A 15,025-nucleotide genomic window follows, 5' to 3' on the forward strand; every position below is an offset into this window, starting at 1 on the left:
CTTTTCCTCGACATCGGTCCGGCACCATCATCAGACCGACACAAACCCGACGGGAGCCAATGATGTTCGGTAAATTCTCGCGCCGGCAGTTCGCGGGCCTCGCAGGCCTCTCGGCACTCGGCGTGTCGGCCCCGGCCCGGGCCGCGAAGACGCCACCGCGGCCGGACGGCGCGAGCTTTCCCGCCGGCTTCGTCTGGGGCACCGCGACGTCGTCCTACCAGGTCGAGGGCGCGGTCAACGAGGACGGCCGTGGCCGCTCGATATGGGACACCTTCACCCACACGCCGGGCAAGATCGAGGACGGCACCAACGGCGATCGCGCCAATGATCACTATCACCGCTACAAGGAGGACGTTCGTCTCATCAAGGATCTCGGCGCCAGGGCCTATCGTTTCTCGATCGCCTGGCCGCGGGTGTTTCCGGACGGCATCGGCGCGCCGAACCCGAAGGGCCTCGACTTCTACCACCGCTTGGTCGACGAACTGCTGGCGAACGGCATCGAGCCTTACGCCACGCTCTATCACTGGGACCTGCCGCAGGCTTTGCAGGACCGGGTCGGCGGCTGGCGCTCGCGCGAGACATCGAAGGCGTTCGGCGATTATGCCGGCTATGTTGCAGAGCGGCTAACGGATCGCGTCAAGAACATCTTCACCCTCAACGAGGTCGGGCGCTTCCTGCCCTTCGGCTACGGCCTCGGCATCGATGCGCCCGGCTTGAAGCTGTCGCACGCGGAAGTGAACCAGGCCCGCCACCACGTCGCACTGGCGCATGGGCTTGCGGTGCAGGCGATCCGCGCCAAGGGCCGTGCCGGCACACGGGTCGGCCCGGCCGAGAACATCACCGCCTGCGTCCCCGCGATCAACACGCCGGAGAACATCCGCGCCACCGAGATCGCGACGCGTGAACTCAATGCGGGCTTTCTCGGGGTCGTTCTCGACGGCAAGTACACGGAAGCCTTCCTGCAATGGGCCGGCGCGGACGCGCCGAAATTCAGCGCGGACGAGCTGAAGATCATTTCGCAGCCCAACGATTTCGTCGGCCTGAACGTCTACGCCCCACAGGTCTACATCGTCGCCACCGACCGGGCGCCGGGCTGGCGACCGCTGCCGATGCCGGCGTCGTTCCCGCACATGAACTCGGAATGGCTGCGGATCGCGCCGGAGGTGATCTACTGGGCGCCGCGCATTGCCGCCAAGCTCTGGAACATCAAGAGCATCTATATCAGCGAGAACGGAACGTCCGGCGAGGACAAGCTGCATCCGGACGGGCAAATCTACGACGTCGATCGCATCATGTTCCTGCGCAACTATCTCGCTCAACTGCAGCGCGCCACCGCCGATGGCGTCCCGGTCCACGGCTACTTCCTGTGGAGCCTGATGGACAATTTCGAATGGATCTTCGGCTACGAGAAGCGCTTCGGCCTGTACCGGGTCGATTTCGAGACCCAGGCGCGCGTGCCGAAGCTGAGCGCGGCATTTTATCGCGACGTGATCGCGCGCAATGCGATCGGGGTGTGACGGCTTCCTTAGCCGGCTCGCGGCTTCGCACCGGCCCACGCCCGCCTGAGCAGATCGCGAATTCCGCTCTCCTCGATCGGGCGCGGATTCCAATAGGGATTCTTGATCGCGAGCGCGGCGGCCCGCGCGATGCCGTCTTCGGGCATGCCGATCTCTGCGAGCGAGCGCGGCGCGCCAAGCCGGGTCGACAGATCGAACAAGCCAGTGGCCGCGTCGGCCGCACCAAGCGCCTTCGCGGCACGGCCGATCGCCTCCGGTGCGGCCGGCGTGTTGTAGGCGATGGTGTGCGGCAGCAGCACCGCATGGGTCTCGGCGTGCGGCAGGTCGAACAATGCACCGACCGTGTGGCAGAGCTTGTGATGCAGCGCCATGCCGACGGTGCCGAGGCAGACGGCGCATAGCCAGGCGCCATAGAGCGCATCCGAGCGCGCCTCGAGATCGCGCGGTCGCGCAATCACCTCCGGCAGCGACGCGGCGAGCTTCGCAATCGCCTCTTCCGCCATCAACGAGGTGATCGGATTGCCGTCGCGCGCATACAGCGCCTCGGCGGCGTGCGCGATCGCGTTGAGGCCGGAGATCGCGGAGAATCTTCCCGGCATCGACACGGTGAGATTGACGTCATAGATCACGGCCTCGGGCAAAATCTTCGGCGACGCTTGCGTGGTCTTGACGCCGTCGACGGTCTCGCCCAGCACCGGCGTCATTTCAGACCCGGCGTAGCTGGTCGGCACGATCAATTGCGGCAGATCTGTGCGCAGCGCGATCGCCTTGCTCAAGCCGGTCGCGGCGCCCGCACCAATCGCAACGACGCCGTCGGGCTTCAGAGCGCGCACCACCTGCATCGCCCGCTCCGTCACCGCGACCGGCGTATGCACCACCGCGCCGTCGAATAGTCCGGCCATGTGGTCGCCGGCCAATGCCGCGAGATCGCCGAGCTCGGACTGCTGTCGCCGGCTCGCCAGCACCAGCGCGCGCTTGATGCCGAGACGCTCGAGTTCGTCCTTAAGACTAGCGATGGTGCCGATGCCGAACACCACCCGCATCGGGCTGACCTGATAGGTGAAGGACTGCGACATAATGCTTCCCCGCTGAGGCCAAGCGTGTCATCGCCGGACGGCAACGGGTTTCACCCACATCCCTGATCCAGTCAACCGTGACGTTTCTCACGCCACCGCCGTGTAGTCGGGCGCAGTCGCGAGGAAGCGCGCATAAGCGTCCGCATCGGGCGGCGTGAACCTCTCGACGAGTGGATTGCGGCGCCAGGTCTTGGCGCCGATATCGGCCAACAGCTCGTCGAAATGCTTGAAGTGATAGGGCGCGACGCACAGCCCGCCATAGACGCCCGCCGCCGGTCGCTCGACCCGCCTGAAGTTCAGCATCATCGCGATGTTGTCATGCATCTCGGCCGCGCTCGGCTGGCGCACAAGTTGACCGTCGGCGTAACGCACCAGCCAGTTCGCGGCGAGGTCGGCGCACAACACCGTGCAGAAACTCGAGTTGAAGCCAACGAAGCCCATGTCCGGCAGATCGGGATTGGCGATCAGGCGATAGAGCCGGTACTGGCCGTCGGGCTCGACCAGCTTCGCCCGATAGGCCTCCGGGAGGAACGGCACCCCGAGCTTGTAGCCGATTGCGAGCACCGCGACGTCGGCCGCGATGCGCCGGCCGCCGCTGGTCACGACGGTATTGCCGTCGTAATGATCGAAGGTGCCGCGCACCGCCTTGATGCGGCCATCGGCGACCATCGGATAGAAGCCGGGAGTTGCGATCGGCACCGAGCAGTTGACGCCGTCCTCGATCCGCTCCTTCGGCACCATGTTGCACTGCTTGAGCTTGAGCTGCATTTTCAGCATGCTCTCGAGCCCACGCCAGTTCGCCCACACGAACGGCTTTGCAACCGCATGGACAAGACGGCCCATCGGGCCAATGCCCCAGCTCGCGAACATCTGTTCCTGGGCGCGGATGTAGAGAATCCGCTTGAAGTTCACGAGCCCGCCGACGAAGTACGGGATCCGCCACACCGGCTCGCGAAACACGATCGTCACCTCGCTGGCGCCGGAATTGACCGCATTCACCGCGATGTCGGTGGCCGATTTCGAGCCGCCGAGCACGACGACCTTGCGCCCCTCGGCCAGCGCCGGGTCGCCATATTGCGACGAATGCAGGATCTGACCGCCCTGGGCCTTGAAGCCGTCCTCGCCGGGCAATGGCAGCGTCTGCGGCTCATTGAACTGTCCGGTGCAAACGGCGACGAAATCGAAATCCTCATGGCCGGTGGCGCCATCGGTCGAGCGCAGCGCGAGCGTCCAGCCCGGACTGCCATCGGCCCGCCGGCTCATGGCCTCCACCTTGGTATCGTAGCGGATTGCGCGGTCGATCCCGTGGCTGCGGGCATAGTCGCGCAGATAGGCATGGACCTGCGGTCCCTTCGGCCATTCCGGATAGGCCTCCGGCATCGCCTTGTCGGTGTAGCGATAGAGCTCCTTCGGGCTCTGCGTTTGCACATCAGGATAGGAGCGTGCCGGCTCCCAGACCCCGCCGAGATCGCCGCTGCGCTCGATGATGGTCACCTTATGGCCCCGCGTGGCGAACGCCTTGCCTGCGGCAAGCCCCGACACGCCGGCACCGATGACGCACACGTGCTTCTGCTTGATCATGAAACCGCTCCGAGATGAGTGAACAGGTCCATTTCCGTAAGCGCACGCGTTCTCGTCATCGCCGGAGCCTGCTCCGGCGATCGTTGCGTCGCATGCGCTGTCTGCTTTGGCTGTGTGCCTAGTCGTTCGCTTCCGGCGGCAGGAAATCCACCTCATGCTCGGCGGAGATGCGCACCACTTCGACCGGGTCCTGCAGATTGTGTAGCTTCTCGAACAGCGCCTCGAGCTTCTGCATCGGCGACACCCAGAACAGCGCCCGCGCCGGCTTGTCCGACTTGTTGAAGTAGCCGTGGGGGACGCCGCGCGGCATGCGCACGAGATCGCCGGCCTTGGCCTGCACCCAGACCCCGTCGAGCTTGAGGTCGAGCACGCCTTCCTGCACCAGGATGAACTCGTCCTGCGTCGGGTGGATGTGCACCGGCACGAACTGGCCGGGATCACTGTTGGTTTCGAACGCGAAGGTCGAGTCGGTGATGGCTTTCGGGTAGTAGACCTGACCCAGGATATTCCAGGTCTTGCCGCCGTAGCCGGTGCCGTTTCGAGTGATGCCTTTTTCGAGCGTGCCCATGTCGTCCTCTCCAGTTGGTGCGCATTGCCGGCACCGAGCCTGTCGCCGGCGGGCGAGGCTGTCTAGCCGATAAACGAATCCGCATCCGACGCGATCATGCTGCAATGCGAGAGCGGCGAGCTGGCCGGCTTCTGCCCAATGCCTCCGCATCCGCCTGCCCGCCGATCGGGCGCACTGCGTGACGAAACGGCGTTCCCCTTTGCCGCGGGATGCACTAGGCTACATGATGTTTTAGACCTCAAACAACTTCGGACGGCCGGCGTGACTGCGGCGAGCAACGAGGTTTCGGCAAAGGCGAGGCTCACGGATTTCGCGCGGGTCGCGACGGCGCGCGTCGACGACGCGGCCGAGGCGATCGGACGCATCTTCTGTCCGCACGACCTGACGCCGGTCGACCGCTCCGAAGGAGACTTCTTCGCATCCCACAATTGCGCGGGCTTTGACGGCTTCTCAGTCAACTACGTCGCCTATGGCGGATCGGTTGCGATCAATCCCGGCTGTCTTGACCGCTTCTTTCTGCTGCAGGTCCCGCTCCATGGTTCGGCCGCGATCCGCACCGCGGCACGCGAGGTGATGACCGGACCAGCCGTCTGCGCGTCGCTGCTGTCGCCGACGATTCCGACCGACATGACGTGGCGCGGCGATTGCGCCCAGCTCATCCTGTTGCTCGATCGCAAGCTGGTGGAGCATCGCGCCGCCGCGCTTGGCGGCGCAGCCGTGCGCGCGGTCGAATTCGATCCGGCGATCGAACTCACCGGGTCGCTCGGCCAGGCGATTGCCGCGAGGATCGACCATCTGGTTGCGCTCGCGGAGCGGCTCGGCCCACACAAGGCGTTGCCCAGATTGGCCGCGGCCGAGTGGCGCGAGTCGTTGCTCAACGCCCTACTGACCGAGCAACGGCACAGCCTGCGCTCCGCCATCGCTGTCTTCAACGGCCGCGCCGAGACGCAGCCGGCCGCGCTGAAACGGGCGCGGGCCTATCTGGAGACACGTACGACCGAGCCGCTGGATCTTGCTGAGCTTGCGGGGGTCGCGGGTACCGGCATCCGCGCACTGCAGCTCGGCTTCCGCCGTCATTTCGGCACCACCGTCAGCGAGATGCTGCTCGACATCCGCCTCGCCCAGCTCAACGCGCGCCTGAAGACGGCGCGTCCGGGCGAGCGCATCGTCGATATTGCATTCGAGCTCGGCTTCACCCATCTGAGCCGTATGGCGAGCGCCTATCGCGCCAAGTTCGGCGAGAGCCCGAAGGCCACTCTGCACGGCCTGAGCTGAGCGTCCGCCCGAGCACCCGTGTCGGCGCACCGCTTGGCCCTGCCCATCCGGCCAGTTCCGCCGTCCGCCGCAACATCCCAGATTGAGGGAAGCCAACGGAGTTTCCCATGACCGACCCGACCACCCTCTCCTCGCTGTCATCTGCCCTCTCGGAAACCATCGCGCGCACCGCGCCCGCCGTCGTCTCCGTGCATTCGCACCGTCTGCGCGCGTCCGGCTTCGTCTGGAAGCCCGGCCTCGTCATCACCGCCGACGAGGCGCTGGCCGACGACGGCGAGATCGAGATCCAGCTTTCCGACGGCAGCCGGCGGCCGGCGACCATCGCCGGGCGCGACCACACCACCGACATCGCGCTGCTGCGGTTCGACGCCGACGTCGCACCGCTCAAGCTGTCGGCCACCGTTCCCGCCCTCGGATCGCTGGCGATCGTCGTCGCGGCGGACCGCGGCGCGCCGACCGCGCGGCTCGGCATGGTCTCGCTGTCGGGCCCGGCCTGGCGCAGCCTGCGCGGCGGCGACATCGACGCGCGGATCGAATTGGACGTCCGGTTGCGGCACAGCCAGCAGGGCGGACTGGCGCTGAACGCATCGGGAGAGCCGTTCGGCATGGCCGTGCTGGGCCCTCGCCGCGTGCTGACGATTCCGACCGCCACCATCGAGCGCGTCGCGCCGCAGCTCGAGAGCTCTGGCCGCATCGCCCGCGGATATCTTGGCCTCGGCCTGCAGCCGGTCCGCGTCGACGACGGCATCGGAGTGATGGTGATGAACGTCGACAAGAACGGCCCCTCGGCGGCCGCCGGCATCCGGCAGGGCGACGTGATCGTTGCAGTCAACGATGAGCGCCTGTCCGGCGTGCGGGCGATGCTGCGAACCTTGGGACCGCAGAGCGTCGGCAGGGTCGTCGACCTCACCGTCCGTCGCGGCGGCGAGCCGCTGCATGTCAGGGTGACGATCGGCGAGAGGCCGGAGACGTGAGCAATGAGAGTGCACCTGAGATCGTGATCTCGCTCGAGATCGATGATCCCGTCCTTGCAGACCGGCTGGCGACGCTGCTCGGCAGCATCGCCGGCTTGCGGCTCGCAGCGCCCGGCGAGCCTGCCGCGGCCGCAATCGTCTCCCGCGACCACGACAGGGCGGCCTCGCCTGGCGCATTCGAGCTGACGCCGCGCGAGCTCGACGTGCTCGCGCTGCTCGCCGAGGGCGCCTCGAACAAGATGATCGCCAAGCGCCTCGGCATCTCCGTCCACACCGCCAAATTTCACGTCGGCTCCCTGCTCGACAAGCTCGACGCCACCGGCCGCACCGATGCGGTCGCGCATGCCGCAAGGCGCGGGGTGATTAATTTGTGAGGCTGATGGCATACGCAGACGCGATGGAGACGGCATAGACATCTCCATGTGTCGTCCCGGCGAAGGGCGGACCGATACTCTGCCGTCTCTGCTGGAGACTCCTCGTTCGTCGTCCTGGCGAAAGCCAGGACCCATAACCAGCGCATTTTGATGATGAACGCGATCATGCCCCCAGCGTCGCGCGACAATGAGCATTTGGGGTACTGGGTCCTGGCTTTCGCCAGGACGACAATGAGTGTGTGGCGCGATTTGCGAGTCATACACTCGCACTCTCGCCCCTCAAGGAGGGAGGAGCCTGAAGAGAGTGCTCATCTCACGCGTTCGCACCGACCTGCGCGACCTGCCGTCCGTTGCAGAAACAGAGCGTAACCAACAGGCCCGGCGAATTGTCGCGCAGTTCGATGGTTGCGCCGTGCAGGCTGGCGACGGCCGCAACCAGGCTGAGGCCGAGGCCGTTTCCCGGCGTGTAGCGGCTCTGCTCGAGGCGATAGAAGCGCTTGAAGACGTGATCGTGCTGGCTGGCGGGAATGCCGGCCCCGTCGTCGGCGACCGACATCACCGCACTGCCCCCGCTGTTGCGGCACGTCACGATAACGCGCCCCCCGGCGCGGCCGTGCTTGATGGCATTGTCCACGAGATTGGCGATCGCATCGAACAACAGGTCGCGGTCGCCGGTCAACGGCACCTCGGCATCGCCGGTCAGTTCGAGGCGGGTCGTGTCCCGCTCGGCGGCGGCATCGTAGAGCTCGACCACCTCGCCTGCGATCTCGGCAAGATTGACGGTCCGAAACGCGTCCTTGCGGGCCCGTGTCTCGATCTCGGAAATCCGGGTGATCGATGCGAACATCGCAAGCACGGTATCGAGATCAGCAATGGTGTCGCCGATCAGCGCCGCATCGTTCTCGCCGTTGCGCGGACGATGATAGGCCTTCTCGAGCCGTCCGCGCATGCGGGTCAGCGGCGTGCGCAAATCGTGCGCGATGTTGTCGCTGGCCTGCTTCACCTCCCCCATCAACGTCTCGATGCGGTCGAGCATCTGATTGAGATTCTCGGCGACGCGATCCCATTCGTCGTGACTGCCGCGGAGCGGGATGCGCTGATCAAGACCGGAGAACATGATGGCGCGGCTGGTCGCATTGATCGACTCGATCCGGCCGACCGTGCGCCGCGTGACCCCGATGCTGGCGGAGGCCGCGAGCACAGCAATCAGCACGACGACCGCAATACCGGCCGCCCGAATCTGTGCCGTAAAGTCATCAATATCGCCGATGTCGCGCCCCACCAGCAGTCGATCGCCGTTCGGCAGCGTCCCGGTCATGATCCGTACCAGCGGGTCTCCCGAGGCGGGCGGCCGCGCCGGCGCGCGAAACTCCGACCAGCCTCGGTCCGCGGCGTTCGCCGGCCAACCGGAAAGATTTCCGGCGAGCACCGCCGATGTGGGGTCGACGAGAAGGTAGACGTGATCGGCAAAGCTCTTGTCCGCGATACGCCGTCCGATCAGCGCGATCACGGCGTCGCGTCCGGACCGCGCATAAGCGTCCCGGAGGTTCGCCTGCTCGGTCATGATCGCGCGATCGGACCGGCTGCGCACATAGGAGACCGTCGACCAGTAGACATAGGCGAAGATCACCGAGACGATCAGGCCGAAGGTGCCGATCGCGATCAACGCCAGACGGAACGTCGATGACCGGAGAGTCTTAGCCAGGAGCACGGAGGCAGTACCCGATGCCGCGGATCGTATGGATCAGCGGATAGGCTTGCTGGTCGTCGACCTTGCGTCGCACCCGGCCGACATAGACGTCGATGATGTTGGTCGAGGGATCGAAATGCAGATCCCATACATGCTGCAGCAACATGGCGCGCGACACCACGCGGCCCTCGTTGCGCACGAGATATTCAAGCAACTGGAACTCCTTCGGCAGCAGCGGAATCCTCCGGTTGCCGCGGCTCGCGGTCCGCGAGATCAGATCGACGGCGAGATCGCCGACCCGCATGATGGTCTCCTTGGCAACGGTCTCGCTGCGCCGGCCCAACGCCTCCAGCCGCGCCAGCAACTCGACGAAGGAGAACGGCTTGACCAGATAGTCGTCGCCACCGGCACGCAAGCCCCGCACGCGGTCGTCCACCTCGCCGAGCGCGCTGATGATCAGAAACGGCACCGCGATGCCGTCGTCGCGCATCTGACGCATGACCGCAATGCCGTCGATATCCGGAAGCATGCGATCGATCGTGATCACGGCGTAGTCGCGTGCCGCACCCTGATTGAGCGCCTCGCGACCGTTCGCAGCCAGATCGACATCATAGCCGCTGGTGGTGAGTTGCTCGACGAGCTGACCCGCGGTCTCCGGATCATCCTCGACGACGAGAATACGGCGGTGAGCTCCGGGCATCGTGCCAAACTCTCCGATTGCCCCGCGCGACGGCCGCCACCAGACTATCCCATTCCGGGGCTGGATGGAACGCCTGGCGACGACCGCGCGTCAACCGTGCGGTTCGTGGCGCTAGTACCAATAGTCCCCGCACACGTTGACCCACTGCCATCCGTAAGGCGTCCGTGCCCTGCGCCAGCAGCCGTCGTAGTAATCGGCATACAGGTAAGGCGCGCCGACGCCGAAGAAGGCAAAGTGACGGAAGCGGTGGTGGAAGAACGCGCGATGATGGAAGAAGTGCGCGCCGCGGAATCCGGCACCGGCAAACCGCGGTCCAGGTGCAAATGCCGCGCGTGTCATCGGTGCACCCACAAAGCGCGGACCGCCAAAGCCCGCGCCGCCGAAACGAGCGCCGCCGAAATGCGGGCCGCCGGCAAACGCCATTCCGCCCCCGCGCATACCACCGGCGAAACCTCCCCCATGCATTCCGCCGGCGAAACCGCCGCCGTGCATTCCGCCGCCACCGAACCCACCACCGAAGCCGCCGCCACCATGGCCGCCGCCGAAGCCGCCACCCCCGCCAAAGCCACCACCGCCGCCATGACCGCCGCCACCACCACCGATGCCACCGCCGCCGCCGCGGGCAAGGACAGGCGGCGCGAGCGCGACCGCCACGGCGAACGTCGCCGCGACGAGACCAGTAAAGAGCCTGTGCTTCATCGAAAGATCCTCCTTCGTTGAGCTGCGGCGAAAGGCCTTCACCGCAGAAAGAGGAGGATCAGGAGACGCAAACCGGCGGCCTTGTTCAACTTACAAATGCGCCAGATTCTGACGGCAAAGTTAGCTTCGGCGAGCCGCCGAGATCACGGTTCGCCGTTCCAAAAAGGCGTAGATCCCGGTAAGCGACAACGACCTTGTTCCGCAGAACAGTGCGTCAGGGGACAATGGGCTCCAATCCCTTGCTCCGGAGCGCAGCGGCGGCTGCCGGCGAACGCAGGAACGCGATCAATTGCTCGGCGGCCTTGGGCTCTCTGGCGTTGGCGCTGAGGCCGACACTGAAGGTGGTATAGTTCTGCAACTCGTCCGGAAGCAGCCCTGCGAGCACAACGCCCTCGACCTCGACGATGTTTGGAACAGTAATCACGGTCAGCTCGGCTTCGCCGCGCGCGACTGCCTCGACCGGACTCCGCCCCGTCACGACCAGGAGCTTCGGTTTCACTTCGGCCGCGATTCCGAGGCGATCGAACAAGTGAAGAAAATAGCTGCCGCTCACGCTGTCGCGCGAATAGGAGATTGATCTCGCTGCGAGCAGCGTTCGCTTCAAGTCCTGGCTGGTGCCGACCTGAGGTTTCGGCGCGCCGGCGCGGATCGCCACGCCGGCGGCCGTGCGAGCGACATCCGAACGCGAGCCTGCGACAATCCTGCCCGACTTGGTAAGGTCATCCATCGCCGCCGGCAGCAAGAAGACCGCATCGAACGCCTCGCCCGCTTCGATCTGCCGCTTGAGCACAGGCACGCCTTCAAAGATGAGCCCAAGCGTATGTCCCGTCGCGCGCGTAAACGCGGGCGCCAGGTCATTGAGCACGCCCTTCATGGTCGGAGTGCTGAGAACGGTGATCTCGGCGGCACTGGCGGTAACGGCGCTCATCGCCACGACCAGAGCTGCAGCTACGATGCGAATGCCACCCATCACCACCTCCTGCTTCGAGCGGGTCGGGCCGAAAGTTCGAACCCGGAGCTGGAGTCAGCGCCGGAACAGGAGTATCCACAAGGTCGATTATTCGACAGGCTGGTAGCCATTTAGGTACGTCAACGCATGCGCTGGGCGGACAGGGTCGGACGATTTCTCAAGCCTCGCGACCTCCACATCTTCATGACGGTGGTCGAGGAGAGCAGCATGGCGAAAGCCGCCGAGCGTCTCGCCATCTCGCGGCCGGTGATCTCGCGCACCATCGCCAATCTCGAGCAGATACTCGGAGTGACGCTGCTGGACCGCACGGCACGCGGCATCGAGCCGACGTTGTTCGGAAGGGCGTTGCTCAAGCGCGGCACCGCGGTGTTCGATGAGCTTCGGCAAAGCGTCGAGGAGATCGCGTTTCTTACCGATCCCCAGGCCGGCGAGCTGCGCATCGCCTGCACTGAGGTGTGGGCGGCCGGCCTCGTGCCGGCGGCGATCGAGCGTCTGTCACGACGACTGCCGCGTCTGCGTGTCAGGCTGGAGCAAGGCACAGCGCTGCATCAGTTCAACCTGCTCCGGGAGCGTCAATGCGAAATCGTGATCTCGCGCCTGCTGACGGAGGCACCCGACTCCGACATCGACATGCAGCCTCTGTTCTACGAGCCGCTGGTGGTCGTCGCTGGACCGCAAAGCTCCTGGTCGCGTCGCCGCAAACTGACGCTGTCGGAACTTGTCGACGCGCCGTGGATCCTGTCGACGCTGGAAGCGGAATCCGGCTCGCCTTTCGTCGAAGCATTCCGTGCCGCGAGGCTGCCGATCCCCGCAGCAACGATCTTCAGCAACTCGTTACACCTGCGCTTCAGCCTGCTCGCCACCGGTCGCTATCTCACACTCGTGCCGGGCTCCGCGCTGCGCTTCGGTCCGGGAGTTGATCTACTAAAGGCGCTACCCGTCACCTTGCCGCGATGGCATCTGCCGACGGCAATCTTCACCCTGAAGGGTCGAATGCTGAGCCCGGTCGCGCAGGTGTTCGCCGATTGCCTTCGCGACGTCGCGAGACCCCTCGGCCAAGGCAAGGAGGAACCATAGGGGCCCGCCTCCAGGGCGGCAGGCCTGCTGCTGCATGTCCGCTTTGGCCCACCGCGCAGCGGACACCTTGTGTCTCGTGAGTAAACGCCTCAGGTCGGCTTGCCGCGCCCGCTCTTCTCGGCGGCACGGCGCAGGGCGTCGGCGAGTGCGCCGCCGGACTGGGCCTCGGGCCGGCGCGGCGCCGATGACGACATCTTGCCACGCGAAAAATCGCGCGAGGATCCGGCATTGTCCTTCTTCGGTCCGACCTCGTCGTCGAGACGCAACGTCAGCGCGATGCGCTTGCGCGCGACCTCGACGTCCAGCACCTTCACCTTGACGATATCGCCCGGCTTCACCACCTCGCGCGGGTCTTTGATGAAGGTCCTGGACATCGCCGAGATGTGCACGAGGCCGTCCTGGTGCACGCCGATATCGACGAAGGCGCCGAACGCGGCGACGTTGGTCACCGTGCCCTCGAGGATCATGCCCTTCTTGAGGTCCTTGACCTCCTCGACGCCTTCCTTGAACACCGCGGCCTTGAACGCCGGACGCGGATCGCGGCCGGGCTTTTCCAGCTCGCGCAGGATGTCGGTGACGGTCGGCAGACCAAACGTGTCGTCGACAAAGGCCTGCGGCTTGAGCTGGCGCACCACCTCGGCATTGCCGATCAGCGCCTTGATGTCGCTTTTGGTCGCCTCCAGGATGCGCCGCACCACAGGATAGGATTCCGGATGCACGCCGGAGGTGTCGAGCGGGTCCTCACCGTTGTTGATGCGAAGGAAACCCGCGCATTGCTCGAACGCCTTCGGCCCGAGCCGCGGCACGTCCTTCAGCGCCTTGCGCGACTTGAACGGGCCGTTGGCGTCGCGGTGCTGCACGATGCTCTGTGCCAGCCCCTGGCCGATGCCGGACACGCGCGCCAGCAGCGGCACGGAGGCAGTGTTGGCATCGACGCCGACCGCGTTCACGCAGTCTTCCACCACGGCATCGAGCGAGCGCGCCAGCTTGGCTTCGCCGAGATCGTGCTGGTATTGGCCGACGCCGATCGCCTTCGGATCAATCTTGACCAGCTCCGCAAGAGGATCCTGCAGGCGGCGCGCGATCGAGACCGCGCCGCGCATGGTGACGTCCAGCTCCGGCAGCTCCTGCGAGGCAAAGGCCGAGGCCGAATAGACCGAGGCGCCGGCTTCGGAGACGACGATCTTGGTCATCTTGCGCTCGGGCAGCCGCTTCACCAATTCGGTCGCGAGCTTGTCGGTCTCGCGCGATGCGGTGCCGTTGCCGATCGCAATCAGCTCGACGCCATGCTCGATCGCGAGCTTGCCGAGGATCGCGAGTGCTTCATCCCAGCGCCGCTGCGGCTCGTGTGGGAAGATCGCGGTCGTCGCCAGCACCTTGCCGGTGGCATCGACCACCGCGACCTTGACGCCGGTGCGATAGCCGGGATCGAGCCCCATGGTGGCGCGCGCGCCGGCCGGCGCTGCGAGCAAGAGGTCGCGCAGGTTGGACGCGAACACGCGCACCGCCTCGGTCTCGGCCGCGGTCCACAGCCGCATCCGCAGATCGATGTTGAGATGGATCTGGATCTTGGTGCGCCAGGCCCAGCGCACGGTCTCCGCCAGCCACTTGTCGCCCTTGCGTCCCTGGTTGGAGACGCCGAAGCGGTGCATGATCTTCAGCTCGTAGGCGCTGGGCACGCCGGCCGCCGGCGGCTGCGCCTCCGGCTTGATCTGAAGGTCGAGGATCTCTTCCTTCTCGCCGCGGAACAGCGCCAGGATGCGGTGCGACGGCAGCTTCGGTAGCGGCTCGCTGAAATCGAAATAGTCCTTGAACTTCTCGCCCTCGGTCTTCTTGCCGGTGCGGACGGTCGACGCCATGATGCCGTTCGACCACATCTCCTCGCGGAGCGCGCCGATCAAATCGGCGTCCTCGGCGAAGCGCTCGACCAGGATCGCGCGTGCCCCCTCGAGCGCGGCAGCAACGTCGGCGACCTGCTTCTCGGCATCGACGAACGGTGCGGCAGCCTCGTTCGGGTCGCTCTCGGGCTGCGCCAGCAGCAGGTCGGCCAGCGGCTCGAGGCCGGCCTCCTTGGCGATCTCCGCCTTGGTTCGGCGCTTCGGCTTGTACGGCAGATAGATGTCCTCGAGCCGGCCCTTGCTGTCGGCCGCCATGATCTGGGCTTCCAGCGCGGCATCGAGCTTGCCCTGCTCGCGAATCGAATTGAGCACTGCGGTGCGGCGCTCCTCAAGCTCGCGCAAGTAGGTCAAGCGTTCTTCTAGCGTGCGGAGCTGTGCATCGTCGAGCGCGCCGGTCAGCTCCTTGCGGTATCGCGCGATGAACGGCACCGTGGCGCCACCGTCGAGCAGCGTCACCGCCGCCTCGACCTGCTCGTCGCGAACCCCCAGCTCCTGCGCAATCTGATGATGAATCTTGGCCACGCTCGTCTCTCTGAACCCGTGGCGCCGGCGGACGTCCGACGGCGCGGAGGCCGCTTATGGACCATCCCGGATTGATTCATCAAGGCGCGCTGTGGATCAAATTT

General features: G+C 65.8%; 13 protein-coding genes. 5 read left to right on the forward strand and 8 right to left on the reverse strand.

Annotated elements, in window-relative coordinates; all coding sequences use genetic code 11:
• Positions 1-62: 62 nt before the first annotated feature.
• On the forward strand, positions 63-1,517 hold the full coding sequence (locus P6U30_RS30885) for a GH1 family beta-glucosidase (protein WP_407166539.1): 1,455 nt from the start codon (positions 63-65) through the stop codon (positions 1,515-1,517).
• 8 nt (positions 1,518-1,525) lie between these two features.
• Here the strand turns inward: P6U30_RS30885 and P6U30_RS30890 are convergent, their stop codons facing one another.
• The 3 genes from P6U30_RS30890 to P6U30_RS30900 form a co-directional block, all read right to left on the reverse strand.
• Entirely contained in the window at positions 1,526-2,593 is a 1,068-nt protein-coding gene (locus tag P6U30_RS30890; protein ID WP_407166540.1) for a maleylacetate reductase, read from the reverse strand.
• 87 nt (positions 2,594-2,680) lie between these two features.
• Complete coding sequence (locus P6U30_RS30895; protein WP_407166541.1) at positions 2,681-4,174, reverse strand: flavin-containing monooxygenase; 1,494 nt, start codon at positions 4,172-4,174, stop codon at positions 2,681-2,683.
• 118 nt (positions 4,175-4,292) lie between these two features.
• Positions 4,293-4,742: a cupin domain-containing protein gene (locus tag P6U30_RS30900; RefSeq protein ID WP_407166542.1), complete on the reverse strand. Its 450-nt coding sequence runs from the start codon at positions 4,740-4,742 to the stop codon at positions 4,293-4,295.
• Positions 4,743-5,003: 261 nt separating this feature from the next.
• Here P6U30_RS30900 and P6U30_RS30905 point away from each other — a divergent pair, with 261 nt between their 5' ends.
• From P6U30_RS30905 to P6U30_RS30915, 3 genes are all read left to right on the forward strand, one after another.
• Positions 5,004-6,017: an AraC family transcriptional regulator gene (locus P6U30_RS30905; RefSeq protein WP_407166543.1), complete on the forward strand. Its 1,014-nt coding sequence runs from the start codon at positions 5,004-5,006 to the stop codon at positions 6,015-6,017.
• Between the two features lie 107 nt (positions 6,018-6,124).
• A complete protein-coding gene (locus P6U30_RS30910; protein ID WP_407166544.1) occupies positions 6,125-6,991 on the forward strand; it encodes a S1C family serine protease in 867 nt (288 codons plus the stop codon).
• Positions 6,988-7,365 (forward strand): response regulator transcription factor, encoded by a 378-nt coding sequence (locus tag P6U30_RS30915; RefSeq protein WP_407166545.1) that lies wholly within the window; start codon positions 6,988-6,990, stop codon positions 7,363-7,365. Before P6U30_RS30910 ends, P6U30_RS30915 begins: the two co-directional genes overlap by 4 nt.
• A 313-nt stretch (positions 7,366-7,678) precedes the next feature.
• Here the strand turns inward: P6U30_RS30915 and P6U30_RS30920 are convergent, their stop codons facing one another.
• The 4 genes from P6U30_RS30920 to P6U30_RS30935 form a co-directional block, all read right to left on the reverse strand.
• Complete coding sequence (locus tag P6U30_RS30920) at positions 7,679-9,076, reverse strand: sensor histidine kinase (protein ID WP_407166546.1); 1,398 nt, start codon at positions 9,074-9,076, stop codon at positions 7,679-7,681.
• Positions 9,063-9,755 carry a response regulator transcription factor gene (locus P6U30_RS30925; RefSeq protein ID WP_407166547.1) on the reverse strand — a complete coding sequence of 231 codons (693 nt, stop codon included), beginning with the start codon at positions 9,753-9,755 and terminating at the stop codon, positions 9,063-9,065. The genes P6U30_RS30920 and P6U30_RS30925 overlap by 14 nt, the downstream gene beginning before the upstream one ends.
• 111 nt (positions 9,756-9,866) lie before the next feature.
• The gene (locus P6U30_RS30930) at positions 9,867-10,454 is read right to left on the reverse strand and encodes a hypothetical protein (protein WP_407166548.1); all 588 of its coding nucleotides are present in this window, start codon (positions 10,452-10,454) and stop codon (positions 9,867-9,869) included.
• Positions 10,455-10,668: 214 nt separating this feature from the next.
• Positions 10,669-11,424, reverse strand: coding sequence for a molybdate ABC transporter substrate-binding protein (locus P6U30_RS30935; RefSeq protein WP_407166549.1), 756 nt, complete (start codon positions 11,422-11,424; stop codon positions 10,669-10,671).
• A 207-nt stretch (positions 11,425-11,631) separates the two neighbouring features.
• On the opposite strand from P6U30_RS30935, the gene P6U30_RS30940 reads away from it, so the two are divergent.
• Complete coding sequence (locus P6U30_RS30940) at positions 11,632-12,501, forward strand: LysR family transcriptional regulator (RefSeq protein ID WP_407166550.1); 870 nt, start codon at positions 11,632-11,634, stop codon at positions 12,499-12,501.
• 89 nt (positions 12,502-12,590) lie between these two features.
• Here P6U30_RS30940 and P6U30_RS30945 read toward each other — a convergent pair whose 3' ends face one another.
• The gene (locus P6U30_RS30945; RefSeq protein ID WP_407166551.1) at positions 12,591-14,921 is read right to left on the reverse strand and encodes a Tex family protein; all 2,331 of its coding nucleotides are present in this window, start codon (positions 14,919-14,921) and stop codon (positions 12,591-12,593) included.
• Positions 14,922-15,025 lie beyond the last annotated feature (104 nt).

This window comes from Bradyrhizobium sp. ORS 111 (assembly GCF_045571485.1).
Lineage (GTDB): Bacteria > Pseudomonadota > Alphaproteobacteria > Rhizobiales > Xanthobacteraceae > Bradyrhizobium.